This window comes from Streptomyces sp. NPDC026377, assembly GCF_055567715.1.
This window is the reverse complement of record NZ_JBVHPV010000011.1, coordinates 117,095-136,558: the sequence shown is the minus strand read 5'-3', so window position 1 is coordinate 136,558 and position 19,464 is coordinate 117,095. Positions and strand designations below refer to the sequence as shown.

The 19,464-nt window shown below is 73.7% G+C and carries 11 protein-coding genes; 3 read left to right on the top strand and 8 right to left on the bottom strand.

All coding sequences use genetic code 11. The annotated features are described in order from the left end of the window. Positions 1-540: 540 nt before the first annotated feature. The 6 genes from ACZ4MU_RS23055 to ACZ4MU_RS23030 form a co-directional block, all read right to left on the bottom strand. On the bottom strand, positions 541-2,385 hold the full coding sequence (locus ACZ4MU_RS23055) for a GMC oxidoreductase (RefSeq protein ID WP_467879568.1): 1,845 nt from the start codon (positions 2,383-2,385) through the stop codon (positions 541-543). 50 nt (positions 2,386-2,435) lie between these two features. Next, on the bottom strand, positions 2,436-4,052 hold the full coding sequence (locus ACZ4MU_RS23050; protein WP_467879565.1) for a succinic semialdehyde dehydrogenase: 1,617 nt from the start codon (positions 4,050-4,052) through the stop codon (positions 2,436-2,438). 188 nt (positions 4,053-4,240) lie between these two features. Next, complete coding sequence (locus ACZ4MU_RS23045; protein WP_467879847.1) at positions 4,241-5,734, bottom strand: serine/threonine-protein kinase; 1,494 nt, start codon at positions 5,732-5,734, stop codon at positions 4,241-4,243. 285 nt (positions 5,735-6,019) lie between these two features. Continuing rightward, positions 6,020-7,603 (bottom strand): serine/threonine-protein kinase, encoded by a 1,584-nt coding sequence (locus ACZ4MU_RS23040; RefSeq protein ID WP_467879844.1) that lies wholly within the window; start codon positions 7,601-7,603, stop codon positions 6,020-6,022. 178 nt (positions 7,604-7,781) lie between these two features. Then, positions 7,782-11,048, bottom strand: coding sequence for a protein kinase (locus tag ACZ4MU_RS23035; protein WP_467879562.1), 3,267 nt, complete (start codon positions 11,046-11,048; stop codon positions 7,782-7,784). Positions 11,049-11,155: 107 nt separating this feature from the next. After that, positions 11,156-13,153 (bottom strand): serine/threonine-protein kinase, encoded by a 1,998-nt coding sequence (locus tag ACZ4MU_RS23030; RefSeq protein ID WP_467879559.1) that lies wholly within the window; start codon positions 13,151-13,153, stop codon positions 11,156-11,158. 248 nt (positions 13,154-13,401) lie between these two features. Here ACZ4MU_RS23030 and ACZ4MU_RS23025 point away from each other — a divergent pair, with 248 nt between their 5' ends. Beyond that, the gene (locus ACZ4MU_RS23025; protein WP_467879557.1) at positions 13,402-14,463 is read left to right on the top strand and encodes a serine hydrolase domain-containing protein; all 1,062 of its coding nucleotides are present in this window, start codon (positions 13,402-13,404) and stop codon (positions 14,461-14,463) included. Here ACZ4MU_RS23025 and ACZ4MU_RS23020 read toward each other — a convergent pair. Next, positions 14,460-16,166 carry a glycerol-3-phosphate dehydrogenase/oxidase gene (locus ACZ4MU_RS23020; protein WP_467879554.1) on the bottom strand — a complete coding sequence of 569 codons (1,707 nt, stop codon included), beginning with the start codon at positions 16,164-16,166 and terminating at the stop codon, positions 14,460-14,462. The genes ACZ4MU_RS23025 and ACZ4MU_RS23020 overlap by 4 nt on opposite strands. 220 nt (positions 16,167-16,386) lie before the next feature. On the opposite strand from ACZ4MU_RS23020, the gene ACZ4MU_RS23015 reads away from it, so the two are divergent. Next, on the top strand, positions 16,387-17,631 hold the full coding sequence (locus tag ACZ4MU_RS23015; RefSeq protein ID WP_467879551.1) for a nucleotide sugar dehydrogenase: 1,245 nt from the start codon (positions 16,387-16,389) through the stop codon (positions 17,629-17,631). Between the two features lie 108 nt (positions 17,632-17,739). Continuing rightward, positions 17,740-18,222 (top strand): hypothetical protein, encoded by a 483-nt coding sequence (locus ACZ4MU_RS23010; RefSeq protein ID WP_467879548.1) that lies wholly within the window; start codon positions 17,740-17,742, stop codon positions 18,220-18,222. A 100-nt stretch (positions 18,223-18,322) separates the two neighbouring features. Here the strand turns inward: ACZ4MU_RS23010 and ACZ4MU_RS23005 are convergent, their stop codons facing one another. Continuing rightward, positions 18,323-19,447: a GuaB3 family IMP dehydrogenase-related protein gene (locus tag ACZ4MU_RS23005; protein WP_361390302.1), complete on the bottom strand. Its 1,125-nt coding sequence runs from the start codon at positions 19,445-19,447 to the stop codon at positions 18,323-18,325. Positions 19,448-19,464 lie beyond the last annotated feature (17 nt).

Genomic DNA, 19,464 nt, shown 5'->3' with positions numbered 1-19,464 from the left:
GACCTCGCCCCAGCGCGCGTGACCGGTCGGCAGGGGACAGCAGCCCGGTCACCCCTTCAAAAGCGGTCGGCTCCGGGGACGCCCGGGGCCGGCCGCATCCGGTCCGAACGGTTGCGGCGGCCCGCAGCCCCTCCCGCACGCTCCCAGATCACGTCCCCCAGCGGCGCTGCCCCCCGGCGCCGTCCCCGCGGTACCGACGCTGCCCTGACGCCGGTGCCGACGGACGAGGGCCCCGCGCAGCCATCCCCAGGACGGACGGCCCGGTGCGGGGCCCTTCGCTCTGCCCGGCGCGCTGTACCCGGCTCCCCGCCCTTGCGACGGCCGGCGGACGACTGCGACGCCTGTGACGGCGGTGTGACAGGGAGCACATAAGAATTCTGTGAGTCCTGGGACAACCATTGACGGGATTGGCGGGTCATTCATGCGGAACCAACGGCCCCGCCTGCTTGCCCGGCGAGCGGCCCACGGACGAGCGGGGAGCGCTGCACTCGGAGGGGGGTGCAGCGCTCCTCGTTTTTTCGCAGGACTCCGCCCCGTCGCTCAGACCCCCCGGTCCGCCGCGGATTCCGCCTTCGCCGGGACCGTCGGCATCCCCAGGAACGGCAGCCGCAGCGCGCCGAACGCGTCCTGCGGGACCGCCGGATCCCTGGGCGCCACCGGCGCGACCCGTACGTACGGCCGCCCCTGCGCCGGGCGCGGATCGGCCTCGCCCTTGTTCGGCCACAGCGACATCGCCCGCTCGGCCTGCGCCGTGATCGTCAGCGACGGGTTGACGCCCAGGTTCGCCGAGACCGCGGCGCCGTCCACCACCGAGATGCCCGGGTGCCCGTAGAGCCGGTGGTACGGGTCGATCACGCCCTCCTCGGCCGACGCCCCGATCGGGCAGCCGCCCAGGAAGTGCGCGGTCAGGGGGGTGCCCATCAGCTCCCCGACGTTCGAGCCGGCGAAGCCGTTGATCTCGGCGGCGATCGCGTCGGCCGCCTCGGAGGCCGCCCTGATCTGCTTGGGGTTCGGCGCGCCGTGCCCCTGGCGGGCCGTGAGCAGGCCCTTGCCGACCCCGTCCGGCTTCAGATACGTGGTGAGCGAGTTGTCCAGGGACTGCATGACGAGGCCGATGATGGTCCGCTCCGACCAGCGGCGGTTGCTCAGCGAGCGGGCGAGGAGCGTGGGGTGCTTCACCGCGTTCGCCAGCCAGCCCAGCGCACGCGAGGAACCCTCCGCGTACGGCACCTGGAGGATGGACATCCCGCCCATCGCGTTCGAGCCCCGGCCGTAGCGGACCGGCTCGATGTGGGTGTTCTCGTCGGGGTGGATGGAGGAGGTGATGGCGACGCCTCGGGTGAAGTCGGCGCGGGCGGCGCCGTGCGCCTTGCGGTAGCGGCGGTTGTCCGTCTGCGCCCCGACCAGCGCCTCGGAGTTGGTACGGGTCAGCTCGCCGAGCCGCCGGGAGAGGTACGGCAGCTGGCCGCCCGCGCGCATGCGGTGCAGCAGGGTCTGGGTGCCGTAGGTGCCCGCCGCGATCACCACGCGCCGCGCCGTGAAGAGGCGGCCCCGCCCCTTCCTGCGGTCGTCCGTGGGCAGCGTGGCGACCGCGTAGCCGCCCTGCGAGTCGTCGGTGACCGAGACGACCGTCGTCATGGGGTGGACGACCGCGCCCGCCTTCTCGGCGAGGTGGAGGTAGTTCTCGTTGAGGGTGTTCTTGGCGCCGTGGCGGCAGCCCGTCATGCACTCGCCGCACTCGACGCAGGCCCTGCGCGCCGGGCCCGCCCCGCCGAAGTACGGGTCGGCGACCTGCTCCCCCGGCCGCGCCTTGGCGGCGCCTTCCGCGTCCTGCCCGTCGCCGAAGAAGACCCCGACCGGCGCCATGTGGAAGGTGTCGCCCACCCCCATCCGCTGCGCCGCCGCCTTGAGGTGGACGTCCGAGGGGGTCATCGTCGGGTTGAGCCGGACCCCCAGCATCCGCTTGGCCTGCTCGTAGTACGGGGTCAGCTCCTCCTGCCAGTCGGTGATGTCCTTCCACTGCGGGTCGTCGAAGAACTGCTTCGGCGGTACGTAGAGGGTGTTGGCGTAGTTGAGCGACCCGCCGCCGACGCCCGCGCCGGCCAGCACCATCACGTTGCCGAGCAGATGGATGCGCTGGATGCCGTACATCCCGAGCTTCGGCGCCCACAGGTAGTTCTTGATGTCCCAGGAGTTCTTGGGGAGCGTGCCGGGCGTGAACCGGCGTCCCGCCTCCAGGACGCCCACCCGGTAGCCCTTCTCGGTCAGCCGCAGGGCCGTCACCGAGCCGCCGAAGCCGGAGCCGACGACCAGGACGTCGTAGTCGTACGCCCCCTCCCCCTCCGGCGGCAGTTCCTGGTTCCGGGCGCGCGTCTCCTGGGGCATCGGCTCTCCTCGTACGAAACAGAAAGGGCGGGGGCGGGCGGGGCGGCGGGTCAGCGCAGGCGCAGGGCCTTCATCGCCTTCAGGCTGCGGGTCATGAACGCGGCGTACTTCTCGTCGTCCATCCCGAAGGACGGCGCGAGCGGCAGGAGGCGCTGCTGGGCGACGGTCTGGGCCTCGGTGTACTTGAGGATGCCCTCGGAGCCGTGGCGCCGCCCGAGGCCGGAGTCCTTCATGCCGCCCATCGGGGCCTGGACGCTGCCGTAGGCCGGGGCATAGCCCTCGTTGATGTTGACCGTGCCGGTGCGCAGCCGGGCGGCGACCGCGTGGCCGCGCCGGGAGTCCTTCGTCCAGACCGAGGAGTTGAGGCCGTACGGGGTCGCGTTCGCGGTCTCGATCACCTCGTCCTCGTCGGTGAACCGGTAGACGGAGACGACCGGGCCGAAGGTCTCCTCGGTGCAGACCGCCATCGGGGCCTCGACGCCTTCGAGGATGGTCGGCTCGTAGAAGAGCGGGCCGATGTCGGGGCGGGCGACGCCACCCGCGACGATTCGCGCGCCCTTGGCGACGGCCTCCTCCACGTGCCGGGTCACCGTCTCCAGCTGGCGCTCGCCGACGAGGGAGCCCATGTCGGCGCCGTACGCCAGGGAGTTGCCGAGCCGCATCGCCCTGGTCCGGGCGGCGAACCGCTCGACGAAGGCGTCCGCGACCGACTCGTGGACGTACAGGCGCTCGATGGAGATGCAGAGCTGGCCCGCGGAGGAGAAGCAGGCGCGGACGGCGCCCGCCGCCGCCTTCTCCACATCGGCGTCGCGCAGCACCAGCATCGCGTTCTTGCCGCCCAGCTCCAGGGAGACGCCCACCAGCCGGGCCGCGGCGCCCTGGGCGACCTCGCGGCCGGTGCGGGTGGAGCCGGTGAAGGAGACGTAGTCGGCGTGGCGGACGACCTCGGGGCCGACGACCGGGCCCTCGCCGAGGACCACCTGGAACACCTCGGCGGGAAGCCCCGCCTCGATCAGCAGGTCACGGGCCCACAGGGCGGTGAGCGCGGTCTCGGTGTCGGGCTTCATCACCACGGCGTTACCGGAGACGAAGGCGGGCAGCGCGTCACCGACGGACAGCTCGAACGGGTAGTTCCAGGGCGCTATCTGCCCCACCACCCCGCGCGGCTGGCGCAGTTCGGTGACCTTGGTGAGGGTCGGCACCACACCGGTGTGGCGCCGGGGACGCAGATACGCGGGCGCCTTGCGGCCGTAGTGGCGCGCGGCCACGGCGACGGCCTGCACCTCCTCGTGCGCGTGGAGGCGGGCCTTGCCGGTCTCCAGCTGGATGAGGTCGAGGACCTCGGCCTGGCGGGCGAGGACCAGGTCGTGGAAGCGCAGCAGGACGGCGGCGCGCTCCCGGGCCGGGGTCGCGGCCCAGGCGGGCTGGGCGGCGCGGGCCCGGGCGAAGGCTCCGGCCACGTCGTCCGGTGTGGACTCGGGCAGATCCGCCAGTTTCTCGCCGGTGAACGGCGTGTGGTTGGCCGTCCGGCCGGAGCCGGCCACTCCCCGGACGAGCTTGGCGACCACCTCCGGGGTGACCACATCGGCGGCGGTGCGGGCGCCCGCCGGGGCGGCGGCGACCGGGTTCGTACGGGTGCTGGTGGGCGTGGCCTGCGAGTCCGTCATGGGGGGAGCGTATGCCGGGCACGGCGGTTTGGGTACCCGCCGGTAACAGTTTTCGCAAGCCCCCACCACCGCGCCAGCGACCACTGGCGACATAAGCGCTGATCAGCGCGTTGTGTCCGTATGGCCGCCTTCCAAAGGCCGCTCCGCCCCGGCCTTTTGCGGCGTCGGCGGGTCCGCCGGACGGACGCTCAGGCCGAGGGCGTGAAGGAGTCGAGCGCCGTGTCGAAGTGCCGCTTGGCCTCGTCGAGGCGGGCGACGGGGGCCGAGACCCACACGTCGTACATCGTCCCGTTCTCGTCCCAGCACTCGTCGTAGGTGTGCCGGGGCCCCTCGGCCGCGCTGAAGCCGTTCCAGCTGAACTCCCACAGCGCCGCGTCATGGCCCTGGTGGGTGGTGGAGACGACCTTGCCGCCCCGGTAACCGGGGTTGGTGTCCGGTCCGCCGGCGTGGGCGTGGCGCATCACGCCGAGAGGGCCGCCGGAGACGGACTGCTGGAGGCGGACGCCCAGCCGGAAGGCCCCGTCCGGCGACACGTAGAAGACGCGCCGGTCGTCGGTGGTACGGACGTACCCCGCCGGGACCGTCAGGGCGAAGCCGTCCGGGTCGCGGACGTGGCGGTAGCCAGGAGGCGCGGTCCCGAGCGGGGACGGCCTCCCCACGCGCGTGACCGTCACCGTGGGGCCTGGCGGGCGGGGTTCGACCGGGGCGGAGGCGGGCGCGGTGACCGCCGAGGGCCCGCCCGTCGCCGTTCCGCCCGCCGCCGCCCCGGCCCGCGCGCCGCCCTCGTCGCCGCCGCTCATCAGCGCGGCGGCGCCCGCGCCCGCGCCGCCGAGCACCACGACCGCGGCCGCCGCGATCAGCGCGGCCCTGGTCCGGGACCGGCCCGCCGGCTTCACCAGGGCGACCCGCTCGGTCGGCGTGTACTGCCGGGGCGCGACGGGGGTGGCGCCGCTCGACACGTACGCGCGCAGCATCCCGTGCGCCTCGTCGGCCGTGAGCCTGCGCGCCGGGTCGCGCTCCAGGAGGCCGCGCACGACCGGCAGGAGCGGGCCGGCGGCCAGGGGCGGCCGGATCTCGTCGGTGACCACCGCGTGCAGCACCCCGCCCAGGGAGTCGCGGTGGAAGGGGGAGGCGCCGCTCAGGGCGGCGCACAGCAGTGCGCCCAGCGACCACAGGTCGGACTCGGGTCCGGCGGCGGCGCCCTGCATCCGCTCCGGCGAGGTGTACTCGGGCGAGCCGACGAAGGCCCCGTCCTCACTGATCGTGGTGGAGCCCGGCAGCTGCGCGATGCCGAAGTCGGTGAGCACGACCCGGCCGGTGCCCTCCTCCAACAGGACGTTGGCGGGCTTGAGATCGCGATGGAGCACGCCCTGGCGGTGCGCGGCGCTCAGCGCGCCGAGCAGCGCGATGCCGATCCGGGCCGCCTCGGGGGCGTCGACGGGACCGCTGCCGCGCAGCCGGTCGGCGAGCGAGCCGCCCTCGACCAGCTCCATCACGATGTACGAGCGGCCGTCCTGCTCGACGACGTCGTGGACGCCGATGACGTGCGGATGCTTGAACTGCGCCACGGCGCGCGCCTCGCGCAGCGCGGCGGTCGCGGGGGCGCCGCCGTCGGGGTGCAGTTCCTTGACGGCGACCTGGCGGCCCAGGAGCTCGTCGGTGGCGCGCCAGACGGTGCCCATGCCGCCCCGGCCGAGCCGGGCCGTCGGCCGGTAGCGTCCGGCGATGAGGCGGTCCTCGGCCGCGCCGCCACGCGGTTCACTGGCTGGTGCGGGCACCGCTTCCCCTCGTTCCCCTGGTCCTGTGGCCATCATGCCGCACGGGGCCGCGCCGACGTGGGGCGCGAGGTCACGAGACGGGATCGACCGGGCGCGAGACGGGGTGTGCGGGGGCGCGCGCGAGAGCGCGCGGCACCTCGGCCCAGCGGCCCAGCGCAACGGCCCAGCCCAGCGGCTAGGTCCAGCGCCTCAGTTCAGCGGCGGCGGCTGCCAGCCGCGCAGCACCGTGTCGAACTGCTCGCGGGTGGTCGCCCAGTCGGACTCCGGGCCCGACATGTAGATGGCGTACTCGGCGGCGCCGCCCTCGGCGAAGTACATCTGGTCGATGGCGTGCCGCTTGCCGGGGAAGCCCTTCTTCTCCACGTACGTGAACTCCCAGAGCGAGGAGTTCACCTGGTCCCGGAAGGTGTTGGAGTGCAGCGTCACCCGCTGGTACTTGGGCAGCCGCTTCTCCAGCGCCTTCTCCAGGTTCAACTGGTGCATGTACGGGTTCTCGAAGTCGGGCTTGCCGACGCTGACGCGTATGTAATGACGGCCGTTGTCCGGCGTGTAGTCGACTTCCTTGCCGTCCATCCGGCGCCGCCAGCCCTCGGGCACGAACAGGGCGAACCCGGCCGGGTCCTTCACCCGCTTCCAGCCCTCCGGCACGGACGCGTCGGCCTTGCCGGCCCGGCCCGGCTTGGTGCCGGACGGCTCGCTGGTGGTGGTCGCCGAATCGTCCCCGCCGTCGCGGTACTTCAGGGCGGCGAGCCCCGCCGCGCCACCGAGGACGGCCGCGAGGACGACCACCAGGGCGACCGTCCGTCCACGCCTGCGGGCGGGGCGGACGGGCGCGGGCAGGGGCGCGATCGCCTCGGGGACGGGCGCGCGGACCGTGCCGGAGGTGCCCGCCGGGGCGGTGGCCGCCCGCAGCTCCGACTCGGACACCTGACGGGTCGGCACGTACTCGTGCGCGGCCTTGGGCTCGCGGCCCTCCATCGCCTCCAGGAACATCCGCTCGGCCTCCTCGGCCGAGGGGCGGTCGTCGGGGTCCTTGCGCAGCAGGGCCGTGATCACCGGTGCGAGCGCGCCGGCGTGGGTGGCGGGCTCCGGCTCCTCGTTCACCACCGCCTGCATGGTGGAGATGGGCGAGGAGCGGCGGAAGGGCGAGCCGCCCTGGACCGCCGCGTAGAGCGTGGCGCCGAGGGACCACAGGTCGGAGGCGGGGCCGGGCTGCCCTCCTCGTACCCGTTCGGGCGCCAGATAGTCGATGGAGCCGACCAGTTCACCGGTCCGGGTGATCGTGGAGTCGCCTTCGATGGCGGCGATGCCGAAGTCGGTGAGCAGGACCCGCGAGTCGCGGGCGAGCAGGACGTTGCCGGGCTTGACGTCGCGGTGCAGCACGCCCGCGGCGTGCGCGGCGCGCAGGGCGCCCAGGACGTGCAGTCCGATGCGGGCGGCCTCGCGCGCCTCGATCCGCCCGGTCTCGGACGCCTTGACCGCGTCGGCGAGCGAGGGCCCGTCGACGTACTGCATCACGATCCAGGGGCGGTTGTCGTGGTCGAGCACGTCGTGGACGGTGACCACGCCGGGGTGGGTGATCCGGGCGGCGGCCCGCGCCTCCTTCTGCGTACGCGCGTGCAGCACGACACGGTCCGCCTCCGCCACATACAGCGCGGCGGTCAGCTCCTTGACGGCCACCGTGCGGTGCAGGACCTCGTCGTGGGCGCGCCAGACCTTGCCCATGCCGCCGCGGCCGATGGTGTCGCCCAGGCGGTAGCGCCCGGCCAGCAGCAGCCCTTTCGCCACCGCTTCCGCGCCCTTGCCGCTCTTGCTCTGGTTCTGTTCCACGTCCCCCGCCCGGCCGGTTCCTAAGGGGCCAGGATACGGAGCGGATTCCGGCCAGGGAACCTCGGGGGCACCTTGTGAGCGACCTACCAGGGGGTATGTGTCTGAGGCAACTGGTGAAGCCTCAACGAGTGGCGCTGTAGGCGGCCGTGGCCTGCGTGTAGATCTCGCTCACCTTGTCCCGCTGCGGCTCCGGGCCGACGACCACGACCAGGTGATACCGGCCATTGATGATCATCACTTGGTTGCGGACGTAAACCGTACGGCCCGTGCTGTCGCGCCAGGTGAACTGCCCCTCCGCGGTGACCTTCTGACCGATGTCCACCCGGCGCAGTCCCGTGGCGGTGGCCCAGGCGGAGTCCCGGAACGGCTGGAGTTCGCGCTCCTTGTCGCGCTGGTACGCCAGCGGATCCGAGCCCGCGTCCTTGACCGCGTCCCGGCCCGGCACGACGAGCAGCGTGAAGTCGCCTCCGACATACCGGACTTGTCCGGCGTCGTTGATGGGCCGTCGCTGGAAGGAGGGATCGACGGCCGTGCGGAACCCCTCGGGGTCGGTGCGCAGCACATAGCCCTTGGCGGGCGGCTGTCCACCGGGCTCGGTGGTCTGCGTCCTCGGCGTGGAGGGCGTACCGCTGCGGGGAGGGTCGCTGGGCGCGGGGGTGCCCGGGGACGCGCTCGTGCCCGTACGGGCGGGCGGGGCGCCGGTGTTGTCGGTCTCGCCCTTCGCCCCGGACTCGGGCATGAAGAACACGGCGTACGCGAGTGCCGCCGCCAGGAGCAGCAGGATGAGCAGGACGAGGGTCCGGCCGAGCGAACGGGGCGCGCGCGTACGGGACGCGTCGGGGCGCGACTTGGGCGTACGGGACCGGGGCGGGCGCTGCTCCTCCAGGACCTCCGCGGCGAGGCGCCGCTCGGCCCTGCGGGGCTGCTGACGGTGGCGGCCGTGCTCGCCGAAGGCCCCCCGGCGGCGCCGGACGAGCTCGCCGCGGCGGCGCACGATCGGCAGCCGGGTCGCGTCGGCCGGGGGCAGCGGGACGACCTGGGTGCCCGCGTCCGGCTCGGGCGCCGACCGCACGATCGAGCGCATCCAGCCGCGCAGCTCTTCGAAGTCGGGCCGCTCGGTGGGGTCCTGGCGCAGCAGCGACTCCACGACCGGCCGCAGTGGGCCGCACTCCTCCGCGAACGCGGGTGGCTCGCCGCACACCATCTGCACCAGCTCGACTGCGCTCTCCTCCGGATACGGCGCGTGCCCCTGCACGGCCCGGAAGAGCAGCGCGCCCAGGGCCCACAGGTCGGTGGCGGGGCCGATCGGCGGGGCGAGGCGCCAGTTCTCGTGCACGGGTCCGGCCTGCTCGGGCGCCCACCGCTCGGTGACGGCCCCGACGAGGGCGATCCGCGTCTGCCGCGCCCGCTCGGCGTCGAGCCGGGTGGCGGGGCCCCGGTAACCGGGGCCGTGGCGCTGCGGGACGGCCGTCTCCCAGCCGCCGCCCTGCCGGGCCGGCACGGACGCGCTGATGTGCGTCTGCCGCTGGGCATCGGCCCGCAGCGCCTCGGCCCCGGCCCCGACGGCGTGCGGCAGCGCGGGGAGGGGGCCGGTGGAGGGCCGGGGGCCGGTGGTGGCGGGAGGCCCGGACTGGGGCTGGGGCGGGGCGCCGGTCCGGGACGCGCCGGGGCGGGCGGGACGCTGGGGCTCGGCGCTCCGGGGCGCCCCGGGGCGGTGGGACTCGCCGGTCTGGGCGTGCGGGACTTCCAGGCGTGGGAGCTGGGGGTGCGGGGTGTCGGTGTGCGGGGTCTCGGCGTGCGGGGTCTCGGCGTGCGGGTCCGTGGGGCGGGCGGGGGCGTGGGGCGGGGTGGGGCGCCCGGAGGCTTCGGGGGGCGCGTCCGCCGTGCCGGGCTGCGCGGGGCGCGGGACCCAGCGCCCGGTCACCGGGTCGTACGCCCGCCGGGTGCGCCCCGAGTCCGGGCCCTCCTCCGCGGCGTACGGGCTGGCGGCCGACGACGCTCCCGACGCGGACGTACGCGGCACCCGCATCCCGCTCACCGGGTCGTACACACCCTGGTCCGCGGTGTCGCGCCACGCGCCGTCCGGTTCGGCACGGGTGAGGTCGGCCCGGCTGGGCCCGGAGCCGGTGCGCTCGGAGGTGCTGCGCTCGGAGCCGGTGAGCTCGGAGTGGGTGAGCTCGGCCCGGGTCGGCTCGGAGCGCGGCACCGGCAGCGCGGCACCGTCGTCGCCCACGCGCGCGGTGGCCCGCGCCCCGGCCCGGTACGCCGCCACGGCCCCGGCCCGCGCACTCCCGGAACCCCCGCCGGAACGGGGCGCGGCCCCCTCGTCCCGCCCCGGCCGCCCGCCCTGGCTCCGGCCGTCCTCGTCCCCGTCGGCCCCTGCCGGGGACCACCCGGCGGGAAGCGCCGGGGCCCGGGTGGAGGGCAGGGGGGCGGGGTGGGGCGCCGGGGGGACCTCCCGGGCTGTCCGGGGAGGCAGGGGGGACTCGGGGTCCAGGTCGCCGTAGGGGTCGCCGTAAGGATCGCTGTAGGGATCGCCGTAGGGGTCGGTCTCCCCGGACGCGTCGGACCCGCCGAAGTCCGTCTCGGTCGCGGGGTACGAGGAGTGGGTGGCGCCTGCGGGGTGCGGGGAGCCCGGGGTGCTCGCGTAGTGCCGGGGACTCGAAGTGTCCACGGGGTACGGGGAGTGCGGGTCGTCCCGCTGGTCCCCGTCGTCCGGAGAGCCCTGCGCGTCCCCCCACACCGCGTCCGCCGATTCGGACGCCCCCGGCATGCCGAAACCGTCGCTCTCCTCACCGAGCGGCGGCGGCACCACCACATAGCCGCACAGCGCTTCCTCCGCCGCGCCGACCGCAAGCCCGGTCAGCATCACGCGGCCGTCGTCGCATATCAGCACGGTGCGCTCGGTGATGTTGCGGTGCGTCCAGCCGTGCGCGTGCAGCACACGCAGCGCCGTCAGCACATCGGAGGCGACCTCCGCGGCCCGGTACGGCGCCATCGGCTGCTCGGCGAGGAGCGCGGCCAGCGGCCGGGCCGTGACGAACTCACTGACGATCCACAGCGAGCCGTCCTCCGCGAAGACGTCGAAGACCTGGTCGAGCCGGGGGTGGTCGGGGATCTGCGCGGCCGCCTGGGCCGCCTCGATCGCCCGCCGCAGCGCGGGGTTGGCGGGCCGCCGCGCCGCTCCGGCGCCGTACCCGTCCCCGTACCGGCCGTCCGCGCCCTGCACCTCGACGTCCACGACCTCCGGCAACGGCACCTGCCGCACCAGCACTTCCTGCCCGCTGTAGGTGTCGAACGCCCGGGTCTCCACCGGCTCGTACGCGTCGGAGGAGGGCAGCGGCAGCCGATAGCGGTCGGCGAGCACCCGACCCGCGTAGTCGTCCACATCGCCTCCCCACAGCGTGCTGCTCCCCCGGAACCCGTCAATTCCGGTCGTTTACCGGCCCATTGTGGCTGCGTACGGTTCGCGGGCTCTCACGATACGTGGCCTGCTCAGTCCTTGGGGCTGAACGTCTCGAACGCCGTCTTCCGCAGCGTCACGCACGCGTCGCCGTCCCACTCGGCCGACTTGCAGGTCACCATGATCGCGTAGCCGTGCGACCCGTCGACCTTGAAGCCGCGGTTGAGTATCCGTACCCGCTCGCCGCTCTGGTCCCGCTCGAACTGCCAGTCGGCGACCGTCGGATATCCCTTGTAGTCAACCTTCTGGATGCCGAGCAGGTGGTAGTTGCTGCTGCTCCCGGCGACCGCGCCGGCGAGCTCCAGCCAGGCCCGGCGGGCGTCGTCGGTCGGCTTCGCGTTGAAGTCGACCTGGACGCGCGGGAAGCCGCCGCCCGCCGCATATATCCCGCCGGAGTTGTCCCCGGCTATGCCGACGCGGTGGAACCCGGCGGGCATGGCCATGGAGAAGTGGAAGTCGGCGTCGGTGACCATGGTGTAGCCGCTGGGCAGCCCGGCGCCCGCGCCGCTGCCGTTGCCGCCGGAACCGGGGGACTGCGAGGCCGCGGGCGACTTGCCGCCGCTCTGCCCCTGCCCCTGGCCCTGTGTCTGGCCTTGGGTCTGTCCCTGCGTCTGGGTCTGGCCCTGCCCCTGCTGGCCGCTGCCCTGGCCGGTGCCCTGGGCGTCGCCGGTCTTGCCGCTGCCACCGCTTCCCGCGGTGGCCCCGCTGGAAGCCTTGTTGCCGCTCTTGCCGCTGTCCTTGTCGTCACCGCCGCCGCTGAGCGCGATCGCCAGCACCGTGCCGAGGACGGCCAGCGCCGCGACCACCGCGATGATCACCAGGGTGCGGCGCGGGACGACGTCGGTGAGCGGGGCCCGCACCGGCGCGGGCGGCCCGGCCGGAGCCACCGGCACCGACCCGGCCGCGACCGGCTGGGCGGCCGGCCTGGCCGCCGCCCGGTCCTTCGCCTTCTCCTTGGCCGTGGTCTGCGCCGCCACCGCCGCGTTCCGTACGGACTTGAAGGCGCCGCGCATCCGGTCGGCGGCCGCGTCGGCCACCTCCTTTGCCTTGGCGCCCGCGTCGCCCTTGGGCTCGCCGGGCACGGGGGGCAGCGCGACGACCCGGGTCACCTCGGACGAGACCGGTTCCGGCGCCCGCGCTGCCTGCTCGGGCGCGTGCAGCACCTCGGTGAGCAGCGCGCGCGCCGCCTCGTTGTCGAGCCGCTGCTCGGGATCCTTGGCGAGCAGGCCGTAGATGACCTTCTCCAGGAGCGGCCCGGCGTTCACCGGCGGGTCCACCGGCTCGGTCATCACCGCGGTCAGCGTGGCGATGGCTGAGCCCTTGTCGTACGGCGGGACGCCCTCCACGCACGCGTAGAGCAGGCCGCCCAGCGACCACAGGTCGGCGGCCGGGCCGGGCTTGTGGCCGCGGGCGCGCTCCGGCGAGATGTACGAGGGCGCGCCGACGAGCATGCCCGTCGAGGTGATGGACGGGTCGCCCTCGACCTGGGCGATGCCGAAGTCGGTGAGCACGACCCGGCCGTCCTCGGCGATCAGCACGTTGGACGGCTTCACGTCGCGGTGCAGGATGCCCTGGCGGTGCGCGGAGCGCAGCACGTCGAGGATGGCGAGCCCCACCTCGGCGGCCCGGCGGGGCGTCAGCACCCCGTCCTCGCGCACCGCTTCGGCGAGCGACTTGCCCTCGACGAGCTCCATGACGATCCACGGCCGGTCGTCCTCGTCCACGACGTCGTAGACCGTCACCGCGCTGGTGTTGCGGATCCGGGCGATCGCCTTGGCCTCACGCAGGGTGCGCGTGATCAGCCGGCGCTTCTCCTCCTCGTCGATGCTGCTGGGAAAGCGCAGCTCCTTGACGGCGACGGTACGGCCGAGCGTCTCGTCGACGGCCCGCCAGACCGTGCCCATGCCGCCACGGCCGAGCACATCCCCGAGCCGGTACCGCTCGGCCAGGAGCCGGCCGCCCTCGGCTTTGGCGCCGGACTCCTTCCGCCCGTCCCGCTGGGGCTCCCGCGACTGCTCCGCCTCCGACATGCGTCCCCTCTGCGATCCCTGATCCGCGCCCGCACCGACCGCGTCCCGGCCGACGGCTCCCCGCAACTTGCCTCGTGAGGCGGCCCGGTTCACCGCTCCGACCTGCTTCTGCTGCCGGGGGTCCGGGGGTTGGCCCCCGGGGGAGCGGCACCCGCCCTGGCAGAGCGTCCATTGTCTCTCACGTCGGGACCAATGATTGTCCCGGGTCCGCCGTCCGCCAAGATGTCCGGGGAAGGGGGACCACCACCGTGCCAAGACTCCGGGCGCTGCTCGCCATGCCCCTGGCCATGGTGCTCTGTGGCCTGGGCATGACCGACCGACCGGCCGAACCGGACCGTACCGGTCTGAAAGACCCGCAGGCCGCGGCGCTGGCACGGCTGGTCGCCGAAACGGGTACCCCGGCGGCGGCCCTCCTCACCGACGACGGCGACCGCTCCCGGTTCACCACGGCCGGCTCCGGACTCGGCCGCGACGACCGCTTCCGGGCGGGCAGCGTCACCAAGTCCTTCGTGGCCACGGTGGTGCTCCAGCTGGCCGCCGAGGGCAGGCTGCGCCTCGACGACACGGTGGAACAGCATCTGCCGGGCCTGATACGCGGCCATGGAAACGACGGCCGCCACCTCACCCTGCGCTCCTTGCTCTCCCACACCAGCGGTCTGTTCCCCTACACGGCCGATGGCGCCGCTCCGGTTCCCCTCACCCCCTCACAAGCCGTTCACATCGCGCTCACGCACTTCCCCGGCCCGCTGGGCATTTACGCCTACTCCAACACCAACTACGTCGTTCTCGGCATGGTCGTTCAGCAGGTCACCGGCCGTACCTACGCCGCCGAGGCCGAGCGCCGCATCATCACCCCCCTCCGTCTCACCGGCACCTCGTTCCCGGGCGCCCGCACCACGCTCCCCTCTCCGCACAGCCGCGCGTACTCCCCCGGCGGCCACGACGTCACCGATCTCGACCCGCGCCCGGCCGGGGCCGCCGGTGAACTCATATCGACGCTCGCCGATCTGAGCCGCTTCTACGCGGCCCTGCTCGGCGGTGCCCTGCTGCCCGCGCCCCAGCAGCGCGAACTGCTCGACACCACCGCCACCCACGGCGTCTACGGCCTCGGCGTCTACCCCGAGCGGCTCTCCTGTGGCCTGACCGTCTGGGGCCACAACGGGCATATATCCGGCAGTTCGGTCCGCGCGGCGGCCACCGCCGACGGCCGCCACACCGCCGTTTTCCGTATCAATACGGACACCACTCTCAGCCCCTCCCTCGAACTGTCCCTGCTCGACTCCGAGTTCTGCCCGGCGGGCCCGCCCTAGAGCGGCACGATCTCCGGCGCGCCCAGCCGTGCCGCGTCCGCCGTCAGGTCGTCCGGCTGGCGCTGCGACTCGCGCTCCGCCTCCACCCGCTTCTCGTAGTGCTCCACCTCCTTGTCGATCTGCTTGCTGTCCCAGCCGAGGACCGGCGCCATCAGCTCCGCGCACTCCCGGGCCGACCGCGTACCCCGGTCGAAGGTCTCGATGGAGATCCGGGTGCGCCGGGTCAGTACGTCGTCGAGATGGCGGGCGCCCTCGTGGGACGCGGCGTAGACGATCTCGGCGCGCAGATAGTCCTCCGCCGCGGCGAGCGGCTCGCCCAGCGACGGGTCGGCGACGATCAGCTCGATGAGGTCCTCGGCCAGTGATCCGTACCGGTTCAGCAGGTGCTCCACGCGGACCACGTGCAGGCCGGTGCGCGCGGCGGTCCTCGCGCGGGCGTTCCACAGCGCCTGGTAGCCCTCAGCGCCGAGCAGGGGCACGTCCTCGGTGACGCAGGCCGCGACCCGCTGGTCCAGGCCGTGCACCGCCTCGTCGACGGCGTCCTTCGCCATCACCCGGTACGTCGTGTACTTGCCGCCGGCGATGACCACCAGCCCCGGCACCGGGTGCGCCACCGTGTGCTCGCGGGAGAGCTTGCTGGTGGCGTCCGACTCCCCGGCGAGCAGGGGGCGCAGGCCCGCGTAGACCCCCTGGACGTCGTCCCGGGTCAGGGGCACCGCGAGGACGGAGTTGACGTGTTCCAGGAGGTAGTCGATGTCCGCGCTGGAGGCCGCGGGGTGGGCCTTGTCCAGGTCCCAGTCGGTGTCGGTGGTGCCCACGATCCAGTGGCGCCCCCAGGGGATCACGAAGAGCACCGACTTCTCGGTCCGCAGGATGAGGCCGGTCGTGGAGTGGATGCGGTCCTTGGGCACCACCAGATGGATGCCCTTGGAGGCCCGGACGTGGAACTGCCCGCGCTCGCCGACCATCGCCTGGGTGTCGTCCGTCCACACCCCCGTGGCGTTCACGATCTGTTTGGCGCGGACCTCGTACTCCCCGCCGCCCTCCACGTCGCGCACGCGTGCCCCGACCACCCGCTCGCCCTCGCGCAGGAACCCGGTCACCCGCGCCCGGTTGGCGGTGTGCGCCCCGTAGCTCGCCGCGGTGCGCACCAGGGTGGCCACGAAGCGCGCGTCGTCCATCTGCGCGTCGTAGTACTGAAGGGCACCGACCAGCGCTTCCCGCTTCAGGCAGGGCGCGACCCGCAGGGCGCTGCGGCGGGAGAGGTGGCGGTGGACCGGCAGGCCCCGGCCGTGGCCGGACGACACCGACATCGCGTCGTACAACGCCACGCCCGAGCCCGCGTACCACCGCTCCCAGCCCTTGTGCTGGAGGGGGTAGAGGAACGGCACCGGTTTCACCAGGTGCGGGGCGAGGCGCCCCAGGAGCAGCCCGCGCTCCTTCAGCGCCTCACGCACCAGCGTGAAGTCCAGCATCTCCAGATAGCGCAGCCCGCCGTGGATCAGCTTGCTCGACCGGCTGGAGGTGCCCGAGGCCCAGTCCCGCGCCTCGACGAGGCCGGTCGAGAGCCCTCGGGTCACGGCGTCCAGCGCGGTGCCCGCGCCGACCACCCCGCCGCCGACGACCAGCACGTCGAGCTCGCGCTCGGCCATGGCGGCGAGCGCCTCGGCGCGCTGCACCGGTCCCAGTGTCGCTGTCTTCACGGATGCCTCCCGTTGATCGGGGTGGTCTGGCTCACACACCCGATTCTGGACGCGACCACCGACATCGGCCACCGCCTGTGGACAACACTCGGACGAACCGGGCCCGGCAATACGGCATAACGGTCATATTTACTCTTAGTCTGACATTGCGTAACGCTCATTCTGTCCACAGGGCTTGCGCGCCATGTCCCCTCCGGTTATGGGAAGGACGGTCACCCGCATGCCCGCAGACCTCGCCGTCATCGGACTCGGCCACCTCGGCCTGCCCCTCGCCCAGGCCGCCGCCGCCGCGGGCATCGAGACCGTCGGCCATGACACCGACCCCCATGTGCTCGCCGAGCTCCGCGCCGGGCGCCCTCCGGTCGACGGCTCCCTGACTGCCGCCGAGCTGCGCCGGATGCTCTCGGGGGGCTTCCGGGCCGCCGGCGATCCGGCCGAGCTCGGCCGGGTCCGTACCGCCGTGATCTGCGCCCCCACCCCGCCCGGCGCCGACCGCACCCCGGACCTCGGCGCCGTCGCCGACGCGGCCCGCACACTGGCGGCCCGGCTGCGCCCGCACACCACCGTGATCCTGGAGTCCGCCGCCTACCCCGGCACCACCGAGGACTTCCTGCGCCCGCTGCTCGAAGAGGGCTCGGGGCTGCGGGCCGGGCGCGACTTCCACCTCGCCTACTCCCCCAGCCGCCTCGACCCCGGCAACCGCACCCACACCTTCGCCACCACCCCCAAGGTCATCGGCGGTCTCACCCCCGCCTGCACCGAGTCCGCCGCCGCGTTCTACGGCCGACTGACCGACAAGGTCGTGCGGGCGCGCGGCACCCGCGAGGCCGAGATGGCCAAGCTCCTGGAGACCAACTACCGCCAGGTCAACATCGCGCTCGTCAACGAGATGGCCGTGCTCTGCCACGACATGGGCGTGGACCTGTGGGACGTGATCCGGTGCGCCGAGACCAAGCCGTTCGGCTTCCAGCCGTTCCGCCCCGGCCCCGGCGTCGGCGGCCACGGCGTGCCGCTGGACCCGACCCCGCCGCCGTACACAGGCCTGCGGATGGTGGGGCTGGCCCGGGAGATCAACGCCCATATGCCGCAATACGTCATCCAGCGCTCCACCAAGCTCCTGAACGAGCACGGCAAGTCCGCCCGCGGCGCGCGCGTGCTGCTGCTCGGCGTCACGTACAAGCCCGATCTCGCCGACCTGGAGGGCTCCCCGGCCGCCGAGATCGCGGGGCGGCTCATCGACCTCGGCGCGGCGGTGAGCTACCACGACCCGTACGTCCCGGACTGGCGGGTGCGCGACCAGCCCGTGCCGCGCGCCGACTCCCTCTACGAAGCGGCGGCCAACGCCGACCTCACCGTGCTGCTCCAGCACCACCGCACGTACGACCTGCAAGGGCTCTCGGTCAAGGCGCAGCTGCTGCTCGACACGCGCGGTGTCACTCCCGGGGGCGCCGCCCACCGACTCTGAAATGTGATCCCCGCGGTCCCGGGCCATTGCTACTCTTCGGGTCGCCCGATCGCACAGCCGTGCGCATTCCCGGGCTCGTGCCTTCACTTACCTCGGGGGGATCCGAAGATGAGTCAGTCCTTTCCACCGCCGCAGCAGCCCCAGCCGGAGTTCCCGGGCTTCGTCCCGGCCCCGCCGCCCGCCCCGGTCCGCGACAACCTCGCCGGGGGCCTCGTCACGGCGGTCGTCGTCGCCGTCGTCGCCGCGGGCGTCTACGGCGCGCTGATCGGCGCCACCGAGCACGAGATCGGCTACGCGGCCGTCGGTGTCGGCTTCCTCATCGGCTGGGCCTCGGGCAAGGTCGGCGGACGCAACCCCGCCCTGCCGGTGCTCAGCGCGGTCCTCGCCCTCGGCGCGGTCTACGCGGGCCAGCTGGTCGGCGAGGCCGTCCTCGGCTCCAAGCAGCTGCCGGTCAGCACCTCGGAGCTGCTGTTCCAGCACCTCGGCCTGGTGAACGACGCCTGGAAGGCCGACGCCGACCCGATGACATTCCTGTTCTTCGCGATCGCCGCCTTCGCCGCGTTCTCCGGCTCCAAGAAGGCCGGCGCGTAAGACGCGCACACGGGTGAGGGCCCGGACCGTCGAACGGTCCGGGCCCTCACGCATCCGTAGGACGTACGCGGGGCCGGGGCCCACGCGCGCGTGGCGGATGTCAGCGCTTGTGCTGCGCGTCCGCGACCGTCACCTCGACGCGCTGGAACTCCTTGAGCTCGCTGTAGCCGGTGGTGGCCATCGAGCGGCGCAGGGCACCGAAGAAGTTCATCGAGCCGTCCGGGATGTGCGAGGGGCCGGTGAGGATCTCCTCGGTGGTGCCCACGATGCCCAGGTCGACCAGCTTGCCGCGCGGCACGTCCTCGTGGACGGCCTCCATGCCCCAGTGGTGGCCCTTGCCGGGCGCGTCCGTGGCGCGGGCCAGCGGGGAGCCGATCATCACCGCGTCCGCGCCGCAGGCGATCGCCTTGGGCAGGTCGCCGGACCAGCCGACGCCGCCGTCCGCGATCACGTGCACGTACCGGCCGCCGGACTCGTCCATGTAGTCGCGGCGGGCCGCGGCCACGTCGGCGACGGCGGTGGCCATCGGGACCTGGATGCCCAGCACGTTGCGCGTGGTGTGCGCGGCGCCGCCGCCGAAGCCCACCAGGACGCCGGCCGCGCCGGTGCGCATCAGGTGCAGGGCCGCGGTGTACGTGGCGCAACCGCCGACGATCACCGGGACGTCCAGCTCGTAGATGAACTGCTTGAGGTTGAGCGGCTCGGCCGCGCCCGAGACGTGCTCCGCCGAGACGGTCGTGCCGCGGATGACGAAGATGTCGACACCCGCGTCCACCACGGCCTTGGAGAACTGGGCCGTGCGCTGCGGCGAGAGGGCGGCCGCGGTGACCACACCGGAGTCGCGCACCTCCTTGATGCGCTGCCCGATCAGCTCTTCCTTGATCGGGGCCGCGTAGATCTCCTGGAGGCGGCGGGTGGCGGCGTCCTCGTCCATCTGGTCGATCTCGTCGAGCAGCGGCTGCGGGTCCTCGTACCGGGTCCACAGGCCCTCGAGGTTCAGCACGCCCAGACCGCCGAGCTCACCGATGCGGATCGCGGTCTGCGGCGACACGACGGAGTCCATCGGGGCGGCCAGGAAGGGCAGCTCGAACCGGTAGGCGTCGATCTGCCAGGCGATCGAGACCTCCTTCGGGTCCCGGGTGCGCCGGCTCGGGACGATGGCGATGTCGTCGAACGCGTACGCCCTGCGGCCGCGCTTGCCGCGCCCGATCTCGATCTCAGTCACGTTGTGTGGGCCTTTCC